At 71.4% G+C, this 23,940-nt stretch carries 25 protein-coding genes, 3 tRNA genes and 1 pseudogene; 10 read left to right on the top strand and 19 right to left on the bottom strand.

Annotation, left to right across the window (positions count from 1 at the left end; genetic code table 11):
* The 4 genes from IE252_RS27705 to IE252_RS27690 form a co-directional block, all read right to left on the bottom strand.
* Entirely contained in the window at nucleotides 1–453 is a 453-nt protein-coding gene (locus IE252_RS27705) for a MaoC family dehydratase N-terminal domain-containing protein (protein WP_190092184.1), read from the bottom strand.
* Nucleotides 454–592: 139 nt separating this feature from the next.
* Nucleotides 593–757, bottom strand: a complete 165-nt coding sequence (gene rpmG, locus IE252_RS27700; RefSeq protein ID WP_003956487.1) for a 50S ribosomal protein L33 — start codon at nucleotides 755–757, stop codon at nucleotides 593–595.
* Between the two features lie 97 nt (nucleotides 758–854).
* Nucleotides 855–927 (bottom strand) — tRNA-Met (locus IE252_RS27695).
* 44 nt (nucleotides 928–971) lie between these two features.
* Nucleotides 972–1,044: transfer RNA gene (locus tag IE252_RS27690), tRNA-Thr, on the bottom strand.
* A 294-nt stretch (nucleotides 1,045–1,338) separates the two neighbouring features.
* Between IE252_RS27690 and IE252_RS27685 the strand changes: the two genes are divergently transcribed.
* Both IE252_RS27685 and IE252_RS27680 read left to right on the top strand, forming a co-directional pair.
* A complete protein-coding gene (locus tag IE252_RS27685) occupies nucleotides 1,339–2,625 on the top strand; it encodes an amidohydrolase family protein (RefSeq protein ID WP_190092371.1) in 1,287 nt (428 codons plus the stop codon).
* 58 nt (nucleotides 2,626–2,683) lie between these two features.
* Complete coding sequence (locus tag IE252_RS27680) at nucleotides 2,684–3,340, top strand: SDR family oxidoreductase (protein WP_190092183.1); 657 nt, start codon at nucleotides 2,684–2,686, stop codon at nucleotides 3,338–3,340.
* Between the two features lie 81 nt (nucleotides 3,341–3,421).
* Here the strand turns inward: IE252_RS27680 and IE252_RS27675 are convergent.
* Nucleotides 3,422–3,503 (bottom strand) — tRNA-Tyr (locus IE252_RS27675).
* Between the two features lie 192 nt (nucleotides 3,504–3,695).
* Between IE252_RS27675 and IE252_RS27670 the strand changes: the two genes are divergently transcribed.
* The 3 genes from IE252_RS27670 to IE252_RS27660 all read left to right on the top strand — a co-directional run bounded on the left by IE252_RS27670 (nucleotide 3,696) and on the right by IE252_RS27660 (nucleotide 5,553).
* Nucleotides 3,696–4,184, top strand: a complete 489-nt coding sequence (locus IE252_RS27670) for a YajQ family cyclic di-GMP-binding protein (protein ID WP_101389577.1) — start codon at nucleotides 3,696–3,698, stop codon at nucleotides 4,182–4,184.
* Between the two features lie 142 nt (nucleotides 4,185–4,326).
* Nucleotides 4,327–4,878: a methylated-DNA--[protein]-cysteine S-methyltransferase gene (locus tag IE252_RS27665; RefSeq protein ID WP_190092182.1), complete on the top strand. Its 552-nt coding sequence runs from the start codon at nucleotides 4,327–4,329 to the stop codon at nucleotides 4,876–4,878.
* Nucleotides 4,879–4,887: 9 nt separating this feature from the next.
* The gene (locus IE252_RS27660; RefSeq protein ID WP_190092181.1) at nucleotides 4,888–5,553 is read left to right on the top strand and encodes an alpha-ketoglutarate-dependent dioxygenase AlkB family protein; all 666 of its coding nucleotides are present in this window, start codon (nucleotides 4,888–4,890) and stop codon (nucleotides 5,551–5,553) included.
* A 21-nt stretch (nucleotides 5,554–5,574) separates the two neighbouring features.
* On the opposite strand, the gene IE252_RS27655 is transcribed toward IE252_RS27660, so the two are convergent.
* On the bottom strand, nucleotides 5,575–5,847 hold the full coding sequence (locus tag IE252_RS27655) for a GlsB/YeaQ/YmgE family stress response membrane protein (protein ID WP_190092180.1): 273 nt from the start codon (nucleotides 5,845–5,847) through the stop codon (nucleotides 5,575–5,577).
* Between the two features lie 106 nt (nucleotides 5,848–5,953).
* Between IE252_RS27655 and IE252_RS27650 the strand changes: the two genes are divergently transcribed.
* A complete protein-coding gene (locus tag IE252_RS27650; protein WP_190092179.1) occupies nucleotides 5,954–7,174 on the top strand; it encodes an APC family permease in 1,221 nt (406 codons plus the stop codon).
* A 220-nt stretch (nucleotides 7,175–7,394) separates the two neighbouring features.
* On the opposite strand, the gene IE252_RS27645 is transcribed toward IE252_RS27650, so the two are convergent.
* The 13 genes from IE252_RS27645 to IE252_RS27585 all read right to left on the bottom strand — a co-directional run bounded on the left by IE252_RS27645 (nucleotide 7,395) and on the right by IE252_RS27585 (nucleotide 19,419).
* Nucleotides 7,395–7,784 (bottom strand): YccF domain-containing protein, encoded by a 390-nt coding sequence (locus IE252_RS27645; protein ID WP_190092178.1) that lies wholly within the window; start codon nucleotides 7,782–7,784, stop codon nucleotides 7,395–7,397.
* Complete coding sequence (gene htpX, locus IE252_RS27640; protein ID WP_190092177.1) at nucleotides 7,781–8,644, bottom strand: zinc metalloprotease HtpX; 864 nt, start codon at nucleotides 8,642–8,644, stop codon at nucleotides 7,781–7,783. Before htpX ends, IE252_RS27645 begins: the two co-directional genes overlap by 4 nt.
* A 148-nt stretch (nucleotides 8,645–8,792) precedes the next feature.
* Nucleotides 8,793–9,248 (bottom strand): large conductance mechanosensitive channel protein MscL, encoded by a 456-nt coding sequence (locus IE252_RS27635; RefSeq protein WP_101389570.1) that lies wholly within the window; start codon nucleotides 9,246–9,248, stop codon nucleotides 8,793–8,795.
* 174 nt (nucleotides 9,249–9,422) lie between these two features.
* Nucleotides 9,423–11,027 (bottom strand): NADH-quinone oxidoreductase subunit N, encoded by a 1,605-nt coding sequence (locus IE252_RS27630; RefSeq protein WP_190092176.1) that lies wholly within the window; start codon nucleotides 11,025–11,027, stop codon nucleotides 9,423–9,425.
* On the bottom strand, nucleotides 11,024–12,580 hold the full coding sequence (locus tag IE252_RS27625) for an NADH-quinone oxidoreductase subunit M (protein WP_190092370.1): 1,557 nt from the start codon (nucleotides 12,578–12,580) through the stop codon (nucleotides 11,024–11,026). Before IE252_RS27625 ends, IE252_RS27630 begins: the two co-directional genes overlap by 4 nt.
* Nucleotides 12,581–12,607: 27 nt before the next feature.
* Complete coding sequence (locus IE252_RS27620) at nucleotides 12,608–14,608, bottom strand: NADH-quinone oxidoreductase subunit 5 family protein (RefSeq protein WP_190092175.1); 2,001 nt, start codon at nucleotides 14,606–14,608, stop codon at nucleotides 12,608–12,610.
* A complete protein-coding gene (gene nuoK, locus IE252_RS27615) occupies nucleotides 14,605–14,964 on the bottom strand; it encodes an NADH-quinone oxidoreductase subunit NuoK (RefSeq protein ID WP_190092174.1) in 360 nt (119 codons plus the stop codon). The genes IE252_RS27620 and nuoK overlap by 4 nt, the downstream gene beginning before the upstream one ends.
* Nucleotides 14,964–15,563: an NADH-quinone oxidoreductase subunit J family protein gene (locus IE252_RS27610; RefSeq protein WP_190092173.1), complete on the bottom strand. Its 600-nt coding sequence runs from the start codon at nucleotides 15,561–15,563 to the stop codon at nucleotides 14,964–14,966. Before IE252_RS27610 ends, nuoK begins: the two co-directional genes overlap by 1 nt.
* Nucleotides 15,560–16,126 (bottom strand): NuoI/complex I 23 kDa subunit family protein, encoded by a 567-nt coding sequence (locus IE252_RS27605; protein ID WP_190092172.1) that lies wholly within the window; start codon nucleotides 16,124–16,126, stop codon nucleotides 15,560–15,562. The genes IE252_RS27610 and IE252_RS27605 overlap by 4 nt, the downstream gene beginning before the upstream one ends.
* Nucleotides 16,126–17,094 carry a complex I subunit 1/NuoH family protein gene (locus IE252_RS27600; protein WP_190092171.1) on the bottom strand — a complete coding sequence of 323 codons (969 nt, stop codon included), beginning with the start codon at nucleotides 17,092–17,094 and terminating at the stop codon, nucleotides 16,126–16,128. Before IE252_RS27600 ends, IE252_RS27605 begins: the two co-directional genes overlap by 1 nt.
* Nucleotides 17,091–18,302: an NADH-quinone oxidoreductase subunit C gene (locus IE252_RS27595; RefSeq protein ID WP_190092170.1), complete on the bottom strand. Its 1,212-nt coding sequence runs from the start codon at nucleotides 18,300–18,302 to the stop codon at nucleotides 17,091–17,093. Before IE252_RS27595 ends, IE252_RS27600 begins: the two co-directional genes overlap by 4 nt.
* Nucleotides 18,299–19,030, bottom strand: a complete 732-nt coding sequence (locus IE252_RS27590) for an NADH-quinone oxidoreductase subunit B (RefSeq protein WP_190092169.1) — start codon at nucleotides 19,028–19,030, stop codon at nucleotides 18,299–18,301. The genes IE252_RS27595 and IE252_RS27590 overlap by 4 nt, the downstream gene beginning before the upstream one ends.
* Nucleotides 19,021–19,419, bottom strand: a complete 399-nt coding sequence (locus IE252_RS27585) for an NADH-quinone oxidoreductase subunit A (protein ID WP_190092168.1) — start codon at nucleotides 19,417–19,419, stop codon at nucleotides 19,021–19,023. Before IE252_RS27585 ends, IE252_RS27590 begins: the two co-directional genes overlap by 10 nt.
* Before the next feature lie 313 nt (nucleotides 19,420–19,732).
* Here IE252_RS27585 and IE252_RS27580 point away from each other — a divergent pair, with 313 nt between their 5' ends.
* The 4 genes and pseudogenes from IE252_RS27580 to IE252_RS27565 all read left to right on the top strand — a co-directional run.
* Entirely contained in the window at nucleotides 19,733–21,025 is a 1,293-nt protein-coding gene (locus tag IE252_RS27580; RefSeq protein WP_190092167.1) for a sensor histidine kinase, read from the top strand.
* Nucleotides 21,026–21,190: 165 nt separating this feature from the next.
* On the top strand, nucleotides 21,191–22,498 hold the full coding sequence (locus IE252_RS27575; protein WP_373298630.1) for a sensor histidine kinase: 1,308 nt from the start codon (nucleotides 21,191–21,193) through the stop codon (nucleotides 22,496–22,498).
* Nucleotides 22,499–22,833: 335 nt separating this feature from the next.
* The gene (locus IE252_RS27570; protein WP_306822865.1) at nucleotides 22,834–23,493 is read left to right on the top strand and encodes a response regulator transcription factor; all 660 of its coding nucleotides are present in this window, start codon (nucleotides 22,834–22,836) and stop codon (nucleotides 23,491–23,493) included.
* Between the two features lie 250 nt (nucleotides 23,494–23,743).
* Nucleotides 23,744–23,940: pseudogene (locus tag IE252_RS27565) on the top strand (2-oxoacid:acceptor oxidoreductase subunit alpha); the annotation flags it as partial.

Raw genomic sequence — 23,940 nt, 5'->3', positions numbered from 1 at the left:
TCACTCCCCCTCGGCCGCGCGGGCCACGAGCTTGGTGAAGGCGGTCACGACGTGCTCGCCCGCCTCGTCGTGTACCTCGCCGCGGATGTCCAGGATGTCGTTGCCCGCGAGGGACTTGATCGCCTCGATGGTGGAGGTCACGGTGAGCCGGTCCCCCGCGCGCACCGGGCGGTTGTACGCGAACTTCTGGTCGCCGTGCACGACCCGGCTGTAGTCCAGGCCCAGCTGCGGGTCCTCGATCACCACGCCCGCGGCCTTGAACGTGATGGCGAACACAAAGGTCGGCGGCGCGATCACATCGGGGTGCCCGAGCGCCTTGGCGGCCTCCGGGTCGGTGTACGCGGGGTTGGCGTCCCCTACGGCCTCGGCGAATTCGCGGATCTTCTCCCGGCCGACCTCGTACGGCGCGGTGGGCGGATAGGTCCGCCCCACGAAGGACTGGTCGAGCGCCATGGGCTCGCAACCTCCTGTTTGGTGATCTACGGACTGGGCGATCTGCGGGCTTGGTGACCTGCGGAACGGGATACGACGAGAGGCCGCCCCCCGTAACAGGGAACGGCCTCTCGTACGAGCCTGAGTGCTAAACCCGTGATTAGCGGGTCTCGCGGTGCGCGGTGTGCGAGTTGCAGCGCGGGCAGTGCTTCTTCATCTCAAGACGGTCCGGGTTGTTACGCCGGTTCTTCTTGGTGATGTAGTTCCGCTCCTTGCACTCCACGCAGGCCAGCGTGATCTTCGGGCGGACGTCGGTGGCAGCCACGTGAGTGCTCCTTGACGGACGGATAGACGGATGAACGCATAAAAGAGTAGCCGATCGGGAGACCGACCCCACAATCGGCTACTGTTGCTACTTGGAGTAGCGGTGACCGGACTTGAACCGGTGACACAGCGATTATGAGCCGCTTGCTCTACCGACTGAGCTACACCGCTTTGATGATCCGGTCCCCGCTTGTGGGCGGGGACCCTCTCACCAGAGCCCCAATACGGAATCGAACCGTAGACCTTCTCCTTACCATGGAGACGCTCTACCGACTGAGCTATTGGGGCGAGCGATGAAGACATTACACGGTCGGCCGCCGATCGCCCAAATCCGTTTCGCCGGGCCGCCGCGGAGCCGTCGGAGAGCCGTCGCGACCCGGCTCCCGCAGGGGGCTGCCGGTGCTCCGGAGACGGATGGGACCCACCACCGAACCGCTCCCGCCCTCCCCGCCCCAGCCGCCCCGTACGCCACTCGTGGCCACACCGGTACGACTATTGCGCTCCTCCTCGATGCGCGGGGGGTGCGCCCCTAGGCTCGGGTCACGCTGCGTGATCTTGACCCCGAGGACCACCTGGAGCGCGATGTCCGACAGCCACCCGCAGCCGGCCCACTCCCCCGGCGCCGGGGACGGCCCCGCCGAGGCCGCCACCACGCTGCTGCTGTCCGGCGCCCGGCTCGCCGACGGCCGGACCGTGGACGTCCGGCTCGGCGGCGGCCGCATCGAGGCCGTCGGGACCGCGGGGAGCCTCGCCGCGCACTTCTCCAAGGTCGACCTGAACGGCTTCCTGCTGCTCCCGGCGCCCGCCGAGCCGCACGCGCACAGCGACACGGCGCTGACCGCGTTCGGCCCCGAGGGCCCGGTCTCGTACGGGGCGGAGGACGTCCAGCGCCGCGCCACGGAGGCCGCCCTGCTCCAGCTCGGCCACGGCGCGACCGCGCTGCGCTCGCACGTCCGGATCGACGACGTACGGGGCCTGGAGCCGCTGGAGGCGGCTCTGCAGACCCGTCGCTCGCTGCGCGGGCTCGCCGAGCTGAACGTGGTGGCGGTGCCCCGGCTGCTGACCGGCGTGGCGGGCGCGGACGGGCTCGCGATGCTGCGGGACGCGGTGAAGATGGGCGCGTCGGTGGTCGGCGGCTGCCCGGACCTGGACCCGGACCCGGCGGGGTACACGGAGGCGGTCCTGGAGGTTGCCGCCGAGCACGGCTGCGCGGTCGATCTGCACACGGACGGTGACGACCCGGCCCGTCTGGCCCGGCTCGCGGCGATGACCGCCGGGCTGCGCCCGGGCGTCGCGATCGGCCCCTGCGCGGGCCTGTCCCGGCTGCCGCACGAGGCCGCGGCGCGGGCGGCCGACCAGCTCGCGGCGGCGGGCGTGGCGGTGGTCTGCCTGCCGCAGGGCGGCTGCGGCATGACGGAGCGCCAGGGAACGGCCCGTCAGGGCATGCCGCCTGTACGGCTGCTGAAGGCCGCGGGCGTACGAGTCGCGGCGGGCAGCGGCGCCCTGCGCGACCTCGCCAACCCGGTGGGCCGGGGCGACCCGTTGGAGGCCGCGTACCTCCTCGCCTCCCAGGCGGGCCTGCGCCCCGAGGACGCGTACGGCGCGGTGAGCGCGGCGGCCCGGGAGGCGATGGGCCTGCCCGAGGTCCGCGTGGAGGCGGGCTTCCCGGCGGAGCTCCTGGCGGTCCGCGGCGAACGCATCGCGGGCGTCCTGTCCCTCGCGTACAGCCGCATCGTGATCCACCGCGGCCGGGTGGTGGCCCGGACGAGCGCGGTACGGGAGTACTGCGACTCGGCGGCGGCGGTGGCGCTGGATCTGCCGCGGCAGGGGCGGGCGGATTCAGGGGGTAAGGGCCCTGGGGCCTCCTGAGCACCCGAAGGGGTTCGCGGGGACGCGCCCGGCGGCGCACCGGCGTACGGTCGTGAGCATGCGCATTGTCATCGCAGGAGGCCATGGTCAGATCGCGCTGCGGCTCGAACGGCTGCTGTCGGCGCGCGGGGACGAGGTCGCGGGCATCATCCGCAAGCCGGAGCAGGCGGACGACCTGCGCACGGCGGGCGCCGAGCCGGTCGTACTCGACCTGGAGTCGGCGTCCGTGGACGAGGTCGCGGCCGCCCTGGAGGGCGCCGACGCGGCGGTCTTCGCGGCGGGCGCGGGCCCGGGCAGCGACGCGGCCCGCAAGGAGACGGTGGACCGCGCGGCGGCGGTCCTGTTCGCGGACGCGGCGGAGCGGGCGGGCGTACGCCGCTATCTGGTCGTCTCCTCGATGGGCGCGGACCCGCGCCACGAGGGCGACGAGATCTTCGACGCGTATCTGCGCGCCAAGGGCTCGGCCGACGAGGCGGTACGGGCCCGCCCCGGCCTGGACTGGACGATTCTGCGCCCCGGAATGCTCACGAACGACGCCGGCACGGGCCTGATCACCCTGGCCGCGTCGACGGGCCGCGGCCCCATCCCCCGCGACGACGTCGCCGCCCTCCTGGCCGAACTGATCGACACCCCGGCCACGACGGGCCTGACCCTGGAGGCGATCAGCGGGTCGATGCCGGTGACGGTGGCGGTGAAGGGGGTGGCCGGGAACTGAGGTTCCCCGCAGCTCCCACAATCAACGAGAAGACCCCCGCCAAGCTGCGTTTCCGCAGTTCAACGGGGGTCTCACATCGCGTGGCGGCGCCAGGATTCGAACCTGGGTAGGCTAAGCCGACGGATTTACAGTCCGCTCCCATTGGCCACTCGGGCACACCGCCATGGGATGTCGCCGGTGGAGGTCCCGCTTTCGCGGTACTCCGTGGCAACGACGTAAACGATACCTGATGCCCGGGGGTGCTTCGCCACCCGGTTGATCAGCGCTTCGCGGGGGCGCGGGTGGCTAGGCTTTGGGGAAGCGGTTCGGCAGCCAGGCCGTACCCCCACGCACCCGATACAAGGAGCCACAGGACATGGCCGACTCCAGTTTCGACATCGTCTCGAAGGTCGAGCGGCAGGAGGTCGACAACGCCCTCAACCAGGCGGCGAAGGAGATCTCGCAGCGCTACGACTTCAAGAACGTGGGCGCGTCGATCTCTTGGTCCGGCGAGAAGATCCTGATGGAGGCCAACTCCGAGGACCGCGTCAACGCGATCCTCGACGTCTTCCAGACCAAGCTGGTCAAGCGCGGGATCTCGCTCAAGGCGCTGGACGCCGGCGAGCCGCAGCTCTCCGGCAAGGAGTACAAGATCTTCGCCTCCATCGAGGAGGGCATCTCGCAGGAGAACGCCAAGAAGGTCGCCAAGGTCATCCGCGACGAGGGCCCCAAGGGCGTCAAGGCGCAGGTGCAGGGCGAAGAGCTGCGGGTCTCCTCCAAGAGCCGCGACGACCTCCAGGCCGTTCAGGCCCTGCTCAAGGGCAAGGACTTCGACTTCGCGCTGCAGTTCGTGAACTACCGCTGACCCCTCGGACGCGCTGTCCGATTTCCGCCAGCCCCGGCCGGGCGGGGGTCGCAGACTCGGTCTCGTACGTGAGGACTCGTGGACGAGGACTCGGGACTCGGGACTTGTCCGTGAGGACTCGTCGCAAGGAAAGGAACGTGCGATGACGGTCTATGCGACCCTCGACAGCCCGCTCGGTGAACTGCTCCTGGTCGGTGAGGAGTCCGCCACCGCGACGGGCGGGACCGCGCTGGTCTCGCTCTCCATGCCCGGCCAGAAGGGCGCCGCAGTCGTCCAGGACGGCTGGCGGCGCGCGCCGGAGGCCTTCGAGGAGATCGCCCGCCAGCTGCGGGCGTACTTCGACGGCGAGCTGACCCGCTTCGACATCGAGTACGCCCCCGGCGCCGGCACCGACTTCCAGCGCCGGGTCTGGGCGGAGCTGGACTCCATCCCGTACGGGGCCACCACCTCGTACGGGGAGATCGCCCGCCGGATCGGCGCCTCCTCGGTGAAGGTGCGCGCGGTCGGCACCGCCATCGGCCGCAACCCCGCGCTCGTCGTACGCCCCTGCCACCGCGTCATCGGCTCCGACGGCACCCTGAAGGGGTACGCGGGCGGCCTGGAGCGCAAGGAGCGGCTGCTGGGGCTCGAAGGAGCCCTGGTGGCGGCCCCCGGCGACTCCGGCAGCCCCGCCGTTCCCCACGCACCCCGCTAGCCCCGGCAGATGAGCGACGCCCTGTTCCCCCGGCCGCGCGCCGTCGTCGCACCCGGCGCCGTGCACGTGCCGGGGTGGCTTCCGCCCGAACGGCAGCGGGAGCTGGTGGCCGCCTGCCGGGAGTGGGCGCGGGGGCCCGTCCCCATCCGGCACACCGTGCTGCCGGGCGGCGGTGTCATGTCCGTGCAGACCGTCTGCGTCGGCTGGCACTGGCAGCCCTACCGGTACACCCGCACCGCCGACGACGTGAACGGCCGCCCCGTCGCCGCCTTCCCCGACTGGCTCGCCGCGCTGGGCCGCGCCGCCCTGGCCGACGCGTACGACGACCCCGCCGCCGGGGACGGCTACTCCCCCGACACCGCACTGATCAACTTCTACGACGGCGACGCGCGCATGGGGATGCACCAGGACAAGGACGAGCGCTCCGGCGCGCCCGTGGTCTCGCTCAGCATCGGCGACAGTTGCCTCTTCCGCTTCGGCAACACCGAGGACCGGGGCCGCCCCTACACCGATGTCGAGCTGGCCTCGGGCGACTTGTTCGTCTTCGGCGGCCCCTCGCGCTTCGCCTTCCACGGCGTACCGAAGGTGCTCCCCGGCACAGGCGACCCGGCGGTCACCGGCCTGCCCGGCGGCCGCCTCAACCTGACACTGCGCGAGACCGGGCTGAAGGACTGACCCGCCGGCCCGCTGACGGCCTCAGCGGCGGTCGCGCGAGTTGCCGAAGACTATGCGGTAGGCGATCAGCAACACGAGAGAGCCGCCGACCGCAGCCGCCCAAGTGGCGCCGTCATAGAAATGGTTGGCGATGGGACGGTCCAGCCAGCGGGCCGAGATCCAGCCGCCGACGAACGCACCCGCGATCCCTATGACGGTCGTGCCGATCAGACCGCCCGGGTCCCGCCCGGGGAGCAGGATCTTGGCTATTGCTCCGGCGAGCAGGCCGAGGATGATCCAGCTGACGATGCCCATGTCCTGAACCTGCCTTTCGTTCGGTGTCGTCTTATGTCATGTCGTGTTGCCCGGGAAGACGTCCTCCCTTCGGGCCGCGGTTGCGCCGGTGGCTAGGGTGCGGCGCATGACACAGGAACTGCGCCGCACCCTCGGCGTCTTCGACGCCGTGGTCATCGGGCTCGGCTCGATGGTCGGCGCCGGGGTCTTCGCCGCGCTCGCCCCCGCCGCGGAGGCGGCCGGGACCGGGCTGCTGGCCGCGCTGGCGCTGGCCGCGGCCGTCGCGTACTGCAACGCCATGGCCTCGGCACGGCTCGCCGCCCGCTATCCCGCGTCCGGTGGCACCTATGTGTACGGGCGGGAGCGGCTCGGGCCGTTCTGGGGCTACCTGGCGGGCTGGGGGTTCGTCGTCGGCAAGACCTCCTCGTGTGCGGCGATGGCGCTGACCGTGGGCGCCTATGTCTGTCCGGGGCAGGCCCACTTGGTGGCGGTCGCGGCGGTGGTGGCGCTGACCGCCGTGAACTACGGGGGTGTGCAGAAGTCGGCGTGGCTGACGCGGGCGATCGTGGCGCTGGTGCTCGCGGTCCTCGCGGCGGTGGTGGCGACCTGCCTGGGGTCGTCCGCCGCCGGGCGCCCGGACGTCGGGCTGTCCGGGGGCGGGGCGGGGCTGCTCCAGGCGGCGGGGCTGCTCTTCTTCGCGTTCGCCGGCTACGCCCGGATCGCCACCCTCGGGGAGGAGGTGCGCGATCCGGCCCGGACGATCCCGCGCGCCGTTCCCCTGGCGCTGGGCATCGCGCTGGCCGTCTATGTCTGTGTCGCGGTGGCTGTCCTCTCCGTACTGGGCGCGGACGGTCTCGGTCGGGCGTCGGCGCCGCTCGCCGACGCGGTGCGGGCGGCGGGCGCGCCGGCGCTGGTGCCGGTGGTGCGGGCCGGGGCGGCGGTCGCCGCGCTCGGCTCCCTGCTCGCGCTGGTGCTGGGGGTCTCGCGCACGGTCCTCGCGATGGCCAGGGACGGCCATCTGCCGGGTGCGCTGGCCGCCGTGCACCCCCGGTTCCGGGTGCCGCACCGGGCGGAGGTCGCGGTGGGCGCCGTGGTGGCGGTGCTTGCGGCGACGGCCGATCTGCGCGGGGCGATCGGCTTCTCGTCGTTCGGCGTGCTCGTCTATTACGCGATCGCCAACGCGTCGGCCTGGACGCTCGGTCCGGGCCGCGGCGGGCGGCTGCTCGCGGCCTGCGGGCTGGCCGGGTGCCTGCTGCTCGCCTTCGCGCTGCCGCCGTCGTCGGTGGTGGCGGGCAGCGCGGTGCTGGCCGCGGGGGCGGTCGCGTACGCCGTGCGGCGGCGACGCTGAGGCCGCCTCGGGCACGGTGACAAGCCTCGCTACGGCTGACGCGGCCTCATATTCGGCCGCTGAACCCCGCGGGGGAAGTCCGGGACGCCATCTCGTTCTCGGTCATGGCTCCATGGTGGACCATGCCGCTGACAGTCGGCCCGGACCTCACCCTGGACCGCCCTGACCTGCGCGTTCTCCGTCAACTGCCTGTGGATAACCTGGTCCGGCCGCGGTTCGGCTACCGGTAGAACGGCTGGTCCGTCGGCACGATCTGCTTGCCCAGCGGGAGCAGCGAGACCGGGATCAGCTTGAAGTTCGCGATGCCGAGCGGGATGCCGATGATCGTGATGCACAGCAGGAAGCCCGTGACGATGTGGCCGAGCGCCAGCCACCAGCCCGCCAGGATCAGCCAGAGCACATTGCCGATGCAGGACGCGGCGCCCGCGTCCGGCCGCTCCACGACCGTGTACCCGAACGGCCAGAGCGCGTACAGGCCGATACGGAACGCGGCCAGGCCGAAGGGGATGCCGATGATCGTGATGCAGAGCAGGACGCCCGCGAGCAGATAGCCCAGGAACATCCAGAAGCCGCACAGGACCAGCCAAATGACGTTGAGGATTGTCTTCACGGGCGGCGACCTGCCATCTTTTCGAGTCGGGCGATGCGCTCCGCCATCGGCGGATGTGTCGAGAACATCTTGGAGACCCCCTGGCCCGGGCGGAAGGGGTTGGCGATCATCATGTGGCTCGCCGTCTCGATCCGCGGCTCGGGCGGCAGTGGCAGCTGCTTGGTGCCCGCGTCGAGCTTGCGCAGGGCGCTGGCCAGGGCCAGCGGGTCGCCGGTCAGCTGGGCGCCGGACGCGTCCGCCTCGTACTCGCGCGAACGGCTGATCGCCAGCTGGATCACGGACGCCGCGAGCGGCCCCAGGATCATGATCAGCAGCATGCCGACGATGCCCGGGCCCTCGTCGTCGTTGGACCGGCCCACCGGGATCAACCAGGCGAAATTGACCAGGAACATGATCACGGAGGCGAGTGCTCCGGCGACCGACGAGATCAGGATGTCCCGGTTGTAGACATGGCTGAGCTCGTGGCCGATCACCCCGCGCAGCTCGCGCTCGTCCAGGATCTGCAGGATCCCCTCGGTGCAGCACACCGCCGCGTTGCGCGGGTTGCGGCCGGTCGCGAAGGCGTTGGGCGCCTGGGTCGGCGAGATGTACAGGCGCGGCATAGGCTGGCGCGCGGCCGTCGACAGCTCGCGGACCATCCGGTACAGCGCCGGGGCCTCGAATTCGCTGACCGGGCGGGCGCGCATGGCCCGCAGGGCCAGTTTGTCGCTGTTCCAGTACGCGTAGGCATTGGTGCCCAGCGCCACGAGCAGCGCGACGATCAGCCCCGTACGCCCGAAGAAGCTGCCGATGACGATGATGAGCGCGGACAGTCCTCCGAGAAGGACGGCGGTCCTCAACCCGTTGTGCCGGCGGTGCACGGTACGCCCTCCAAATGGTGCGGCAGGGGAACCCTTTGCCTGATGGTCCTTCCACTTTCCAGTGGACGCTCCCGTACTGGTCAACGCCAGACGAGGACCGCTGGTTCCCTTGTGCGCGCTGGAGGGCGCCCTACTCCGTACGGGTGGGTCAGCGCGGCGCGGGCAGTCCCGCGAGCTCCAGGGCCTTCGGGTCGGGCTCCAGCTCGCTGGTGCAGTGCGCGCAGCGGGTGGCGATGCCCGGGATCTGGGTGTAGCAGCGGGGGCAGTCGCGCAGGGCGGCCTTGATGTCGACCGGCTTGTCGCGGTCGAGCCGCGCCTGCACCTTCATCATCGGGACGACGACGAGGAAGTAGAGCACCGCCGCGGTGATCACGAAGGCGATGGCCGCGCTGATGAATTTCCCGTAGGGAAATTCGACGCCCTCGACCTTGAAGGTCGCCGCGGTGAAGTCGCCCGTCGACCGGGTGGCGAGGCCGATGAGCGGGGTGATGAAGGCGGTGCTGAAGCCGGTGACCACGGCGGTGAACGCCGATCCGACGGCCAGACCGACGGCCATCGTCACTATGTTCCCGCGAAGGATGAAGTCCTTGAACCCGCTCAGCACTGCTTGCTCCTAGTCGTCTCCGGCTGCCCGGCCGGCCGTTCGCCGTACGGGCACGCGTGCGCACACGTACGCGCGTACGACACTGCCTTGTCCGGGCACCCGAGTTCAAACCCGCTGCGCCGACCGGTGGCCCCGACGGACCAACCGGGCTTCGGCCGACCGGGTCGGACCGGGTCAGAAGAGGCTGATGGAGGCGAAGTGCAGGGCGATCTGGGGCATGACCGACAGGGCGACGGCCGCCAGGGCGGTAAGCGCGATGGCGAGCGTCAGCGGAGCCGGGACGGCGAGGCGCACCGGGCGCGCGGTGAGGACCCCTACCGCGCCTGTGCCCGGTCCCCCGGCCGCGCCTTCTGAAGCAGCGGCCTCCGGCGCGGCTTCCGCCTCCTCCGGAGCGCGGAACAGTACGGCCGTCCACCGCAGGTAGTAGTACAGGGCGATCACGACGTTGAACGCCATGACGACCGCCAGCCAGCCAAGGCCCGCGTCGACCGCCGCCGAGAAGACCGTCACCTTGGCGAACAGGCCGATGATGCCCGGCGGCAGTCCGGCGAGGCAGAGCAGGAAGAAGCCGAGCGTGAGCGCCGCGAACGGCCGCTCGGCGTACAGGCCGCGGTAGTCGGCGATACGGTTCAGCGGCTTCGTACCGGCCACCAGCGCGGCCACCGCGAAGGCGCCGAGGTTCACCACTGCGTACATCAGGGCGTACGCGACGGTCGCGCCGACCTGGGCGTCGCTGGAGTAGCCCGCGGCCGCGATCGGCACCAGGAGGTAGCCGGCCTGGCCGACCGAGGACCAGGCGAGCAGCCGGATCGCGCTGTACGCGCGCGTGGCCGACTGGCGCAGTGCGCCCACGTTGCCGATGGTCATCGTCAGCGCGGCGACGACCGCGAGGGCCGGGCCCCACACGTCCGCGTACGCCGGGAAGGCGATGACGGTCACCAGGATGAGGCCGGAGAAGCCGACGGCCTTGCCGACCACCGACAAGTAGGCGGCGACCGGCAGCGGCGCGCCCACGTAGGTGTCGGGGACCCAGAAGTGGAAGGGGACGGCGGCCGTCTTGAAGGCGAAGCCCACCAGGGTGAGCGCGACGCCGGTCTGGGCGACGGTGTCCAGCTGGTAGGGCACGTCGGCGAGGCGGTTGGCGATCTCGGTGAGGTGCAGGGTGCCGGTCGCCGCGTACACGAAGCTGACGCCGAGCAGCATCACCGCGGTCGCGGTCACCGAGGAGAGGAAGAACTTGAGGGCCGCCTCCGAGGACAGCCGGTCGCCCCTCTTGAGGCCGACGAGCGCGAAGGCCGGCAGCGAGGCGACCTCCAGGGCGACGACCAGGGTGGCCAGGTCGCGGGATGCGGGCAGCAGGGCGGCGCCGGCGGCCGAGGAGAGGAGCAGGAACCAGAACTCGCCCGCGGGCAGCTTCTCCTCAGTCTCGGTCATCGACAGCAGCGCGGTGATCAGCGCGCCGCCGAGCACCAGGAACTGGATCACCAGCGTGAAGCGGTCGACGGTGTAGCTGCACGCCTCGGGGTTGGTGGTGAGGCAGAACGTCGAGCGCGTCGACTTGTGGAGCGGGATCAGCAGGAGCAGCGCGGCGCCGAGCCCGGCGATCGCGAGCCCGCCCAGCAGCGGCTTGCGCTTCTGCGGCAGGAACAGGTCGGCGACCAGCACGATCAGCGCGACGGACGCGGTGATCACCGGCGGGGCGATCGCGAGCCAGTCGACGGACTGGACGACGCTTGCGGCGCCGGTGACGGATGCGGCGCTTGCGGCGGCCACGGTCACGACTTGCCTCCTGCGAGGAGCTTGTGGACGGCCGGATCGGTGAGGCCGAGGAGGATCGCGGGCCAGAGGCCGGCGAGGACGGTGAGGGCGACGAGCGGGCTCCAGGAGGCGACTTCGTACCCCTGGACGTCCACGAGCCGGGGCTCCTGCGGCTGTTCGCCCGGCGTGCCCATGCAGACGCGGCGGACGACGACGAGCAGATACGCGGCGGTGAGCAGCGTGCCGACGGCCGCGATGGCCACGAAGGTGAGGAACGCGGGGCGGCTCAGGCCGTCGGCGGGGTCGAACGCGCCGAACATGGACAGCATCTCGCCCCAGAACCCGGCGAGTCCGGGCAGCCCGAGCGAGGCGACCGCCGCGAAGGCCAGGAGGCCGCCCAGGCGCGGGGCCCGGCCGTAGAGCGCGGCGCCGGTCGCGCCGGAGAGGGTGTCCAGGTCGGCCGTGCCGTACCGGTCCTTCAACGCGCCGACCAGGAAGAACAGCAGGCCGGTGATGAGGCCGTGGGCGATGTTCGCGAAGAGCGCGCCGTTGACGCCGGTGGGGGTCATGCTCGCGATGCCGAGGAGCACGAAGCCCATGTGGCCGACCGAGGAGTACGCGATGAGGCGCTTCAGATCGCCCTTGCTGCCGCGCTTGGCCAGGGCCAGGCAGGCCAGCGATCCGTAGATGATCCCGGCGACAGCGAAAGCGGCGAGATACGGGGCGAACCGGTGCATTCCCTCCGGGGCGATCGGCAGAACGATCCGGACGAATCCGTACGTACCCATCTTCAGCAGCACACCGGCGAGCAGCACCGAACCGACGGTGGGCGCGGCGGTGTGGGCGTCCGGCAGCCAGCTGTGCAGCGGCCACATCGGGGTCTTCACCGCAAGCCCGATCCCGATCGCCAAAACGGCGATGACCTGCACCGATGTGGTCATCCCCCGGCCGTTGTCAGTGGCGAGTGCCACCATGTCGAAGGTGCCGGTCTTCAGCCCGATCAGCAGCAGGCCGAGCAGCATCACGACGGAACCGAGCAGGGTGTAGAGGATGAACTTCCAGGCGGCGGCCTGCCGTTGGTCGCCGCCCCAGCGGGCGATCAGGAAGTACATCGGGATGAGGACCATCTCGAACGCGAGGAAGAACAGCAGCAGATCAAGGACGGCGAAGGTGGCGAGGGTGCCGGACTCCAGGACGAGCAGCAGAGCGACGAAGGCCTTCGGGGACGGGCCCGAAGGCATCTTGAAGTAGCTGTACAGCGCGCAGAGGAAGGTCAGCAGCGCGGTCAGGACGAGAAGGGGGAGCGAGATGCCGTCGATGCCGAGGTGGATGCGCACGTTCAGCGTGGGGATCCACTTGATGTCCGTCGTGGCCTGCATCTTCGACGGGTGGTCGCGGTCGAAGCCGAGCGCCAGGACGATCGCCGCGAGCAGGATCGCGCCGGTGACCGTCACGCCGTGGCGGAGCACGGCCTGGTCGGGCGACTTCCCCTTCAGTCCGGGCGGGGCGGGCAGCAGCGCCGCCACCGCGCCGACGAGCGGGCCGACCACGATGAACGCGAGAAGGAACTGCATCACGGACGCGCTGATATCAATCACGGCTCACGATCCGGCGTTGGCGTTGGCAAGGACGACGGCGACGAGCGCCAGGACGGCGGAGCCCGCGAGCAGCGCGCTGAGATAGGTCTGCACATTGCCGGTCTGGGCCTTGCGGACGGCCGCACCCAGCCAGCGGGGCAGGGCGCCCGCGCCCTGTACGTACGTCTCGACGACCTCGCGGTCCAGGAAGCGGACCAGTGAGGCGGCGGCGAGCACGGGGCGGACGAACAGGGTCCGGTAGACCGCGTCGAGGTGGAAGCCGGTGGCCGCGTGGCGGTGCAGCGGGCCGAGCAGCAGACGGCCCGGGTCGGCGGGGTCATAGGCCGAGGCGATGTCGCCGTACGCCGGGGTGTGGCTGGCGATGGCCTCTTCCTCGACCAGGCCTCCGTCCGCCTCCGGGTGGGCGGCGACCGCGCCGATGGGGGTGCGCGCGGCCAGGGCGCTGGTGTGCCGCCAGGTGGCGTACGTGACGAGTCCGCCGACCAGGGCGACGCCGGTCGAGAGCACCGAGGTGGTCAGGGCCGGGGTGAGCGCGTGGCCGTCGAACCAGTCGTCGAGGTAGCCGGTGGTCAGCCCGAAGCCGATGGAGGGGATCGCGAGCACCCACAGCACGGCGTTCATCGCCACGGGCTGGCGGCCGTGGTCGGGGGCCGGGGCGCCCTTGCCGCGGAAGGCCAGCAGCCACAGGCGCATCGCGTACGCGGCGGTCAGCAGGGCGGTGAGCAGACCGGCGATCAGCACGATCCAGCCGGTGCCCTGCGGAGCGACCGTGCTGTCGCCCAGCGCGGTGTGCTCGGCGGCCGACAGGACGGCTTCCTTGGAGAAGAAGCCGGCGAAGGGAGGAATCGCGGCGAGCGCGAGCAGGGCGACGGTCATCGTCCAGTACGCGTCGGGGATGCGCTTGGCCAGGCCGTCCATGCGGGACATGGCGGACAGCGAGTTGGTGCCGGCCGCGTGGATGATCACGCCGGCCGCGAGGAACAGCAGCGCCTTGAAGGCGCCGTGCGACAGGAGGTGGAAGACGGCGGCGCCGCGGTCGCCGACGGCCAGGGCGCCGGACATGTAGCCGAGCTGACCGATCGTCGAGTAGGCGAGGACGCGCTTGATGTCGTCCTGCGCGAGGGCGGCCAGCGCCGAGCCGACCATCGTGACGGCGGCCATCACGGCGAGCACGGTCATCGCGGCCGCCGAGGCCGCGAAGACGGGGAGGAGACGGGCCACGAAGTAGATGCCGGCGGCGACCATCGTCGCGGCGTGGATCAGCGCGGAGACGGGGGTCGGGCCCGCCATCGCGTCGGGCAGCCAGGTGTGCAGCGGGAACTGCGCCGACTTGCCCGCCACACCGGCGAGGAGCAGCAGGGCGATCAGCGTGGGGTGGTCGATGCCGCCGGTGAGGGCGGCCTGGACGACCCCGGTGATCCGGAACGTACCGGCGTCGGTGGCCAGTGCGAACAGACCGATCAGGAAGGGGACGTCACCGAGCTTGGTGACCAGGAAGGCCTTGAGGGAGGCGGCGCGCGCCTCGGGGGTCTCCCAGTAGTGGCCGACCAGGAAGTACGAGCAGATGCCCATGATCTCCCAGCCGACCAGCAGCACCATCAGGTCGCCGGAGTAGACGACGAGCAGCATCGCGGAGGTGAAGAGGGAGACGAGAGCGGCGTACGAGGGGTAGCGCGGGTCGTCGCGCAGGTACCCGGTCGAGTACAGCTGCACACAGGTCGCCACCAGGCCGACCAGGACCGCGACGAGGACGGCGAAGCCGTCGAGGTGCAGGGCGAGGTCGATCGGGACGGACCCGGTAGGGGTGAGCCGCCTGGACGCGTCGATCGACTTGCCGCCGCCCTGGTCCACGGCGACGACGACCGCGAGGACGAACGCGGCCAGGGTCGGCAGTACGGCCAGCGGGCGTACGTAACCGGGGGCGGTGCGGCCGAGCAGGAGTCCGGCGGCCGCGCCCAGGAACGGAAGGAGGGGGACGAGGACGGCGAGGGTCGTGGTGGTCACGCGGCGGCCTCAGCCTTCTGTGCCGGGGCGGCGGGGTCGTCGGGGCCGGAGCCCTCGGCGGTGTCGCGGAGCTTGTCGATGTCCGAGGTGCCCCGGTTGCGGTACACGGCCAGGACGATCGCCAGGCCGATGCCGATCTCGGCGGCGGCGATGGCGATGGTGAACAGGGTGAGCGCCTGTCCGGCGTGGAGGGTGTCGCGCAGCCAGACGTCGAAGGCGACCAGGTTGAGGTTGACGGCGTTGAGCATCAGCTCGACGGACATCAGGACCAGGATCGCGTTGCGGCGCGCGAGGACTCCGTACACACCGGTGGAGAAGAGGAGGACGGCGAGCCCGGCCGGATAGATCAGGTGCATCAGCGCTGCTCCTTGTCTCTGGGGGCGTCGCCGGGGGCACCGCTCGTGTCGCCGCTCTTGCGGGACATCACGATCGCGCCGACGAGTGCGGCGAGAAGGAGGACGGAGAGCGCTTCGAACGGCAGCACCCAGTGGCGGAACAGGATCGAGCCGGAGACCTTGGTCGAGCCCTGGCCGGGTCCGTCGAGGTTGATCCAGGTCGTACGGAAGGCGTCCACGACGACCCACAGGAGGGAGCCGGCAGCGGCCAGGGCGACGAGTAGGGCTGCCCATTTGTTGCCCGAGTCGGCGTCCGGAGAGCGGCCGATGGGCGCCTTGGTCAGCATCAGTCCGAACAGGAGGAGGACGACGACGGAACCGACGTAGATCAGTACCTGCACCCAGGCGATGAACTCGGCGGTGAGCAGGAGGTACTCGACGGCGATGCCGCCGAGCGCCACGACCAGCCAGAGGGCGGCGTGCACCAGCTGCTTGGTCGTGACCGTGAGGACGGCTGCGCCGAAGGTGACCGCCGCGACCAGGAGGAAGGCGATCTCGACCCCGGTCGGGGAGAGGAAGCCGTGGTGCACCGGGTGGTGACCGCTGGCGAGGAGCATCATGCCGGGCCCTCCTCGGCCTCGGGGGCCGCCGGGGCGGCCTCGGCGGCGGCGAGCTTCTCGGCCGCCTTGCGGGCCGCGGCGATCTCCTTGGGCTCCTCGGCCGCCGGGTCGAGGGCGGGCGGGGCCGGGACGGTCCACATCCAGTCGCGGAGCTTGTCGCGCTCGTGGGTGAGTTCGTGGATGTCGGTCTCCGCGTACTCGAACTCGGGCGACCAGAACAGCGCGTCGAAAGGACACACCTCGATGCAGATACCGCAGTACATGCAGAGGGAGAAGTCGATGGCGAAGCGGTCGAGGACGTTGCGGCTGCGCTCGCGGCCGCCGGGGGCGGCGGCCGGGATCGTCTCCTTGTGGGAGTCGATGTAGATGCACCAGTCGGGGCACTCGCGGGCGCAGAGCATGCAGACCGTGCAGTTCTCCTCGAACAGGCCGATCACGCCGCGGCTGCGGGGCGGGAGTTCGGGCTGGGCGTCCGGGTACTGCGCGGTGACCGTCTTCTTGGTCATGGTGCGCAGCGTCACTGCGAGGCCCTTGGCCAAGCCGGAACCTGGGATCGGGGGCATCAGCTGATCGCCACCTTCACGATGCCGGTGAGCGCGATCTGCGCGAGAGCGAGCGGGATGAGCGTGGTCCAGGCGAGCTTCTGGAGCTGGTCCTCGCGGAGCCGGGGGTAGCTGACGCGGAGCCAGATGACGACGAAGGCGAGGAGCGCGGTCTTGAGGAGCGTCCACACCCAGCCGAGCCCGTCGGTGCCGAAGGGGCCGTGCCAGCCGCCCAGGAACAGGACGGTGGTGAGGCCGCACAGGACGACGATCCCGGCGTACTCGGCGAGGAGGAAGAGGGCGAAGCGCAGGCCCGTGTACTCGGTGTACGCGCCGAAGATGATCTCGGAGTCGGCGACCGGCATGTCGAAGGGCGGGCGCTGGAGTTCGGCGAGCCCGGCGATGAAGAAGACCAGGGCGCCGACGATCTGCCAGGGCAGCCACCACCACTCGAAGGCGTTGAGGATGCCGGGGAGGGAGACCGTGCCCGCCGCCATCGCCACGGAGGCGGCGGCGAGCAGCATCGGCAGCTCGTACGCGAGGAGCTGGGCGGCGGTGCGCAGTCCGCCGAGGAGGGAGAACTTGTTGGCCGAGGCCCAGCCCGCCATGAGCGAGCCGAGCACGCCGACGCCCATGACGGCGAGCACGAAGAAGATGCCCGCGTCGACCACCTGGCCGACGGCGCCCTCGCTCGGGCCGACGGGGATCGCGACCAGGACGAGGAGGTACGGGAGGAGGGCGACGGCGGGGGCGAGCTGGAAGACGCGGCGGTCGGCGTCGGCCGGGACCACGTCCTCCTTCTGCGCGAACTTCACACCGTCGGCGACGAGCTGGGCCCAGCCGTGGAAGCCGCCCGCGTACATCGGGCCGAGGCGGCCCTGCATATGGGCCATGACCTTGTGCTCAGTCTGCCCGATGACGAGGGGCAGGACGAGGAACACGGCGAAGACGACGAGGAGCCGGAGGGCGACGTCGAGTGCGTCGTTCACGCGGGTTCGCCTCCGGCGGGGGTGTCGGGTTCGGGGTCAGGGTCGGGGTCGGTGGTGGCGCTGGTGTCGCGGGCGCGGTCGCCGGACTTGGCGGGCCGGGCTTCGGTGGCCTTCGTCGCCTCGGTGGCTTCCGTAGCCTCCGCGGCCTCCGTGGCCTCCGCCGCTTCCGTGGCCTCCGCCGCTCCTGCGGGCTCGTCGGACGTCGGCGTCTGCGGCGCCTCGTCGAACGCCGGGCGCGGGTTGTTCCAGGGGGCGTCCGTGCTGCGGGTGCGCGGTGGGGCCGTGGCCTCGGGCTGGGTGGGCGGCTGGGCCTGCGAGGCCGAGCCCTCGGCCACGCTGCGGTTGCGGCGCGGGTGGCGCGGCGGCGTACCGGCGTCGGGGGCGGTTCCGGGCGCGGCCTCCGGGGCCGGTGTGGCCTCCGGGGTCTCAGGTGCCACCGGGGCCGCTGGTGCCTGGGAGGCCGAGCCCTCGGACACGCTGCGGGTCCGGCGCGGGCGCGGAGTCGGGGCCTCCGGGGCCGGGGCGGTGCCCTCGGCCGTCGCCGTCTGGGACGCGGAGCCCTCCGTGACCGTGCGGGTCCGGCGGACCGGACGGTCTCCGGCGGCGCGCGGGGTGCGGGCCGGGGCGGGCGGGAGCTGGCCCTTGAGGGGGCCCCACTCGTTCGGGTCGGGGACGCCGGGCGGGAGCATCTGGCGGCGCTTGGGCCCGCCGTGCTCCGACTCCCCCGGCTCCTTCGCGCCCGGCCAGGCCTTGGCGACCCGCGCCGCGAGGACGAAGTCCTTGCGCAGGGGGTGGCCCTCGAAGCCCTCGGGGAGGAGGAGCGGGACCAGGTTCGGGTGGCCCTCGAACGTGACGCCGAACATCTCGTGCGTCTCGCGCTCGTGCCAGGCCGCGCCCGCGTACACGTCGACGGCCGAGGCCAGTACGGGGGCGGTGTGCGGCACGGTCGTACGGATGAGGAGGCGGCGGACCCGGTGGCCTTCGAGGGAGACGACGTGCGCGCAGACGCGGAAGCCGGTGCCGGGCTCGTCGACCGCGCTGAGCCAGTCGAAGTACGTGCAGCCCAGCTTGTCGCGGGCGATCTCCAACGCGGGGATCCAGGAGCCGACGGGGACGTCGACAGTGAGGAGGCCGTACGCCTCCTCGGCGGTGGCCTCCTCGCCGAAGATCTCCGTGACGGCGTCGGGCAGACGGTCGTACGCGGTCACTGCGCGGCCCCCGGCGTCGGCGTGTCGTCGCCCTCGGAGGCCTCGGAGGCCCCACCGGCCCCACCGGTGGAAGCCCCCGGCGCCACGGCAGCAGCCCCCGGCACCGCCGGAGCCGTCACCAGTCCACTGGTCAGCTGCGCGGGCGACGCCTGCGTCGCGTACCGCTCGCCCAGGGACTCACGGGCGATCTTCTCCTGGAGCTTGAGGATGCCCTGGAGGAGCGCCTCGGGCCGGGGCGGGCAGCCGGGGACGTACACGTCGACCGGGATGATCTGGTCGACGCCCTTGGTCACCGAGTACGAGTCCCAGTACGGGCCGCCGCAGTTGGAACAGGCACCGAAGGAGATAACGTACTTCGGCTCGGGCATCTGCTCGTACAGCCGCTTCACCGCCGGGGCCATCTTGTCCGTCACCGTGCCGGAGACGATCATGAGGTCGGCCTGGCGCGGGCCGGGCGCGAAGGGGATCACGCCGAGCCGGATGAAGTCGTGGCGGGCCATCGAGGCCGCGATGAACTCGATGGCGCAGCAGGCGAGTCCGAAGTTGAACACCCAGAGGCTGTAGCGGCGGCCCCAGTTGAGGACCACCTTCATCGGCTCGGGCGCCAGGCGGGAGAGCACGCCCAGGCGCTGGCCCTGCACGGCGGTGGCTCCCACGGGCGCCGGGGCACCGTTTTCGGCCACTTTCGGCGTGGGCAGGAACTGGGGATCCGGAGTCGTCACGTCCATTCGAGGACGCCCTTCTTCCATGCGTAGAGCAGTCCCACGGCCAGGAAGCCGAGGAAGATGAACATCTCGACCAGCGTGGCCGCGCCGAATCCGGGGGCGGCGAAGACCGTCGCCCACGGGAAGAGGAAGATCGAGTCGACGGCGAAGATCACGTACAGGAAGGCATAGACGTAGTAGCGCACTTGGGTGTGCGCCCAGCCCTCGCCGACGGGGTCCACTCCGCATTCGTACGTGAGCAGCTTCTCCGGCGTCGGGACCACCGGCCGGAGCAGCCGCCCGGCCCCGAAGGCCACCGCGACGAAGAGCACGCCGACGACGGCGAGCAGTCCGACGACCGAATAGCTGTGGAAGTAGTCCGCCGACAGCTGGCGTACGGTCGGTTCCGGCACGTCCGCCCCTCGCTCCCTGACCTCGTTGCGTTCGTTGCAGTCTGTTCGACGATCTGTACGCACGGGAGTCTAGGCCCTGCTAAGGACGGCGTAAGCAGGTGTCTCACGCAGGTTGCACACCTGACGCCCGGGCGGCGGCGTCCCGGCGTACGCCGTTCATCTGTCCGGAAGCGGACCCGGGGCGTGACCTGATCGCGTTGGCGTGAGTGCCCCCGGGACGCCGGGCGCGGCGGCGGGGGTGGGGTTTTCCCCAGGCGAAACCGGCATAGCTACCCCATGGCGCCGGGCTCCGCGGCCCGGCAGGCTTGGCCCCATGACCAGCACCTTCCGCGACGAGAAGCGGCCGGGCCGCCGATCGGGCCGCCGGCCCGGCCGACGGTCCGACCGGCCGCAGGACCAGCCGTACGACCGGCCGCACGACCCCTCGTACGACGAGGACGGCGACGAGAGGCTGCCGCCCGCGCGGTTCGCCTACGACCGGCAGACCTGGAAGGAGATCCTCCATCTCCTGGCCAATCTGCCGATGGCGCTCATCGGCTTCGTCTACGTGGCCGTGCTGGTCTTCACCGGCGCCGGCCTCTCGGTCACCGTGATCGGCCTGCCGCTGCTCGCGGTCGGTCTGGTCGGCGCGCGCCAGCTGGGCAAGCTGGAGCGCGCGCGGGCGCGCGCGCTGCTCGGCGTACGGATCGACGAGCCCACGCCGATCCCGGCCCGGGCGCTGCGCAAGGGCGCGCGCGGCGGGGCCCTGCGCTGGCTGTGGACGAGCCTGAAGGACCCGGTGGGCTGGCGGAACGTGCTCTACGAGTTCATCCGGCTGCCCTGGGGCGTGCTGACCTTCGCCGTCACGATGGTCAGCCTGTTCGTGGCGTGGCCGGTGCTCGGCTTCGTCGCCCGGCTGCTCACCAACGCCGACCGGGCGATGGTGCGGGGGCTACTGTCGCCCTCGGACGACCTGGAGCGGCGCATCGCCGAACTGGAGTCGGACCGCGGGGTGGTCGTGGACACCGCGGCGGCCGATCTGCGCCGGATCGAACGCGATCTGCACGACGGCGCGCAGGCCCGGCTCGTGGCGCTCGCCATGGGGCTCGGCCTCGCCAAGGAGAAGCTCCTGGAGGACCCGGACGCGGCGGCGGCGATGGTCGACGAGGCGCACGGAGAGGTCAAGCTCGCCCTCCAGGAGCTGCGCGACCTGGCCCGGGGCATCCACCCGGCGGTCCTCACCGACCGCGGCCTGGACGCCGCCCTGTCGTCGGTCGCCTCGCGCTGCACGGTGCCGGTGAGCGTGACGGTGGACGTACGGGAGCGGCCGGCGGCGGCGATCGAGGGCATCGCGTACTTCACCGTCTCCGAGCTGCTCCAGAACGTCAGCAAGCACAGCGGCGCGCGGACGGCCTCGGTGGAGGTGTGGCGGGCGGGCGACCGGCTGCTCATCCAGGTCGAGGACGACGGGCGCGGAGGCGCGCGGCTCGACGGCGGTACGGGCATGGCGGGTCTCGCCGAGCGCCTCGGCGCGGTGGACGGGCTGTTCGTGCTCGACTCCCCGCCGGGCGGCCCGACGATCGTCACGGCGGAGCTGCCGTGGCGGGCGCGGGGGCCGAAGGAGTAGGACCGGGGCCGGGGCGCCGGGCTCGTGCGCCGGGGTAGGGAAAACCCCCCGTTGGAGACGGTGACCGGCTCCATGGTCCGGGGCGGCCGTGGCCAGCAGTCTTGTACGTACGAGAACGCGGCCACGCGTACATCAGCGGAAACGGAAACGGACGGACCGATGATCATGGAGACGGAGTACGGGCGGCGGCCTGCACGGCAGCACTTCCTTCCGCCGGCGCTGCGCGCGCCGCTGGAGGCCCGGACGTTCCGTGAGTTCGGCTATCTGCTGCTCAGCCTGCCGATCAGCATCGTCATGTTCACCTGGGCCATCGTCATGGTGTCGCTGAGCGCGGGCCTGCTGATCACGTTCCTCGGCATCCCGGTGCTCGCGGCCGGGCTCGTCGGCTGCCGGGCCTTCGGCGCGCTGGAGCGCAAGCGGGCGCGCGCGCTCCTCGGCGTGGACGTGCCCGCGCCGCAGCCCGTGCGGGGCAAGCGGGGGATGGCCTGGATCGGGGCCGTGCTGAAGAGCGGGGTGTCCTGGCGCCACCTGCTGTACTCGGTGGTGCACTTCCCGTGGGCGCTCTTCTCCTTCGTGGTGTCGCTGTCGCTGTGGGTGTACGGGTGGGGGCTGGTCACCTACCCGCTGTGGCAGTGGGTGTTCCCGACGTACGTCGGGCAGGACGGGATCCAGCTGTACAGGGACGGGACGCACGACTTCTATCTGGACTCGCCGTTCGAGATCACCCTGACCGTGCTGGTCGGACTGGTCGTCACGCTCGCGGTGCCGTGGATCATCCGGGGCTTCGCGTACGTGGACAGGGGCCTCCTCTTCGGGCTGCTCGGGCCGTCGCGGCTCGAGGAGCGGGTCGTGGAGCTGGAGTCGGACCGCGGGGTGGTCGTGGACACGTCCGCCGCGGACCTGCGGCGCATCGAGCGGGATCTGCACGACGGCGCGCAGGCGCGGCTGGTCGCGCTCGCGATGGATCTGGGACTGGCGAAGGAGAAGCTGACCGAGGACCCGCAGGCGGCGGCGCGGATGGTGGACTCGGCGCACGGCGAGGTGAAGGTGGCGCTCCAGGAGCTGCGGGATCTGGCGCGGGGCATCCACCCGGCGGTCCTCACCGACCGCGGCCTGGACGCCGCCCTGTCGTCGGTCGCCTCGCGGTGCACGGTGCCGGTGCAGGTGGAGGTGGATCTGCCGTGCCGTCCCGTGCCGGCGATCGAGGGGATCGCGTACTTCACCGTCTCCGAGCTGCTGCAGAACGTGAGCAAGCACAGTGGGGCGAGCCGGGCCGGGGTGGATGTGTGGCGGGCTCAGGACCGGCTGATGCTGCAGGTCACGGACAACGGGCGGGGTGGGGCGTCGGTGTCCGGCGGGTCGGGGCTCGCGGGGCTCGCGGAGCGGCTGGATGCGGTGGACGGGATTCTGGTGGTGGATTCGCCTCGGGGTGGGCCTACGACGGTGACGGCGGAGCTGCCGTGGCGGGCGTGAGCTGCCCCTCCCCGCCCCTTCCCTAGACCCTCCGGGGGTGGGTGGGGGGGTGGAGGCTCGTTTCCCGGGGGCTGCGCCTCCGGACCCCTGTTGCGGGGCCTGCGGCCCCTGCACCCCGCTCGTTTGTCTGCGGACCGTGCGTGGCTGGTCGCGCAGTTCCCCGCGCCCCTCAGATGCCGCTGCGCGGCAGCCCCCATCGGGCCGCAGACAACGAACCCGCCTTCTGGATTTCGCGCAGCTCGGTCCGGATGCTGGGATGCTGGGTGGGCACAGCCATCGGGCGTGCGGGAGCCGAGCAACGCCGAGCCGGGGGGCTGCAGATCGTGGAGGACAGGGTGCGGGTAGTCATCGCCGAGGATTCAGTGCTGCTTCGGGAGGGACTGACCCGCCTGCTGACCGACCGGGGGCACGATGTCGTCGCCGGGGTCGGCGACGGAAACGCGCTGGTCAAGACCGTCGGCGAGCTCGCCGACCAGGACGCACTGCCGGACGTGGTGGTCGCGGACGTACGGATGCCGCCGACCCACACCGACGAGGGTGTGCGTGCCGCGGTGCTGCTGCGCAAGCTCTACCCCGGCGTGGGGGTGCTCGTGCTGTCGCAGTACGTGGAGGAGCGGTACGCCACCGAACTGCTGGCCGGTTCCAGCCGCGGCGTGGGCTATCTGCTCAAGGACCGCGTCGCCGAGGTCAGGGAGTTCGTGGACGCCGTCGTCAGGGTCGCCCAGGGCGGTACCGCCCTGGACCCCGAGGTGGTGGCTCAGCTCCTCGGCCGCAGCCGCAAGCAGGACGTACTGGCCGGTCTCACACCGCGCGAGCGCGAGGTCCTCGGCCTGATGGCGGAGGGGCGTACCAACAACGCGATCGCGAAACAGCTGGTCGTGAGCGACGGCGCCGTCGAGAAGCACGTGAGCAACATCTTTCTGAAGCTGGGCCTCTCCCCAAGTGACGGCGACCACCGGCGGGTACTCGCGGTGCTGACCTATCTCAATTCCTGACCACCTGACACTCTGTCAGGTAAGTCGGCGGGGTTGGAGACCTACAACCAAAGACCGAGCGAGGGGCGTCTTACCAGAAGGAGCCGGGGGGCGACTGAAATATGACAAACCGGGGCATTGGACCATCTCAAAAGGGCGTCCAGGATGCGATCCATCCAAGGAAGGCGACCCTTACCGACGTAGGGTGGGCTTTGGAGCGACCGGTTCTCCGGACGCGCCCGAGCAGCCCGTCCCAGGGAGGTCCAGTTCAGTGACCAGCCAGGTCAGTACGCCAGCGGAGCAGGCAGACGGGGCCGACGAGGCCGTCGTCGGTGAGCAGCGCAAACCCGTCGGCGAGAAAGAGGTCAAACGCCTCGATCGGGTGATCATCCGCTTCGCGGGTGATTCGGGTGACGGGATGCAGCTCACGGGTGACCGCTTCACCTCGGAGACCGCCTCGTTCGGCAA

The organism is Streptomyces melanogenes, from assembly GCF_014649795.1.
GTDB lineage: Bacteria > Actinomycetota > Actinomycetes > Streptomycetales > Streptomycetaceae > Streptomyces > Streptomyces noboritoensis.
This window is presented reverse-complemented; position numbering and strand designations above follow the sequence as displayed.

What these genes read in the sequence shown, in the direction of transcription:
- IE252_RS27705 (WP_190092184.1), bottom strand. Translation starts at nt 453, where the DNA reads ATGGCGCTCGACCAGTCCTTCGTGGGGCGGACCTATCCGCCCACCGCG.
- IE252_RS27685 (WP_190092371.1), top strand. Translation starts at nt 1,339, where the DNA reads ATGTCCGACAGCCACCCGCAGCCGGCCCACTCCCCCGGCGCCGGGGAC.
- IE252_RS27680 (WP_190092183.1), top strand. Translation starts at nt 2,684, where the DNA reads ATGCGCATTGTCATCGCAGGAGGCCATGGTCAGATCGCGCTGCGGCTC.
- IE252_RS27670 (WP_101389577.1), top strand. Translation starts at nt 3,696, where the DNA reads ATGGCCGACTCCAGTTTCGACATCGTCTCGAAGGTCGAGCGGCAGGAG.
- IE252_RS27665 (WP_190092182.1), top strand. Translation starts at nt 4,327, where the DNA reads ATGACGGTCTATGCGACCCTCGACAGCCCGCTCGGTGAACTGCTCCTG.
- IE252_RS27660 (WP_190092181.1), top strand. Translation starts at nt 4,888, where the DNA reads ATGAGCGACGCCCTGTTCCCCCGGCCGCGCGCCGTCGTCGCACCCGGC.
- IE252_RS27655 (WP_190092180.1), bottom strand. Translation starts at nt 5,847, where the DNA reads ATGGGCATCGTCAGCTGGATCATCCTCGGCCTGCTCGCCGGAGCAATA.
- IE252_RS27650 (WP_190092179.1), top strand. Translation starts at nt 5,954, where the DNA reads ATGACACAGGAACTGCGCCGCACCCTCGGCGTCTTCGACGCCGTGGTC.
- IE252_RS27625 (WP_190092370.1), bottom strand. Translation starts at nt 12,580, where the DNA reads ATGCAGTTCCTTCTCGCGTTCATCGTGGTCGGCCCGCTCGTCGGCGCG.
- nuoK (WP_190092174.1), bottom strand. Translation starts at nt 14,964, where the DNA reads ATGCACCTGATCTATCCGGCCGGGCTCGCCGTCCTCCTCTTCTCCACC.
- IE252_RS27610 (WP_190092173.1), bottom strand. Translation starts at nt 15,563, where the DNA reads ATGATGCTCCTCGCCAGCGGTCACCACCCGGTGCACCACGGCTTCCTC.
- IE252_RS27605 (WP_190092172.1), bottom strand. Translation starts at nt 16,126, where the DNA reads ATGCCCCCGATCCCAGGTTCCGGCTTGGCCAAGGGCCTCGCAGTGACG.
- IE252_RS27590 (WP_190092169.1), bottom strand. Translation starts at nt 19,030, where the DNA reads ATGGACGTGACGACTCCGGATCCCCAGTTCCTGCCCACGCCGAAAGTG.
- IE252_RS27580 (WP_190092167.1), top strand. Translation starts at nt 19,733, where the DNA reads ATGACCAGCACCTTCCGCGACGAGAAGCGGCCGGGCCGCCGATCGGGC.
- IE252_RS27575 (WP_373298630.1), top strand. Translation starts at nt 21,191, where the DNA reads ATGGAGACGGAGTACGGGCGGCGGCCTGCACGGCAGCACTTCCTTCCG.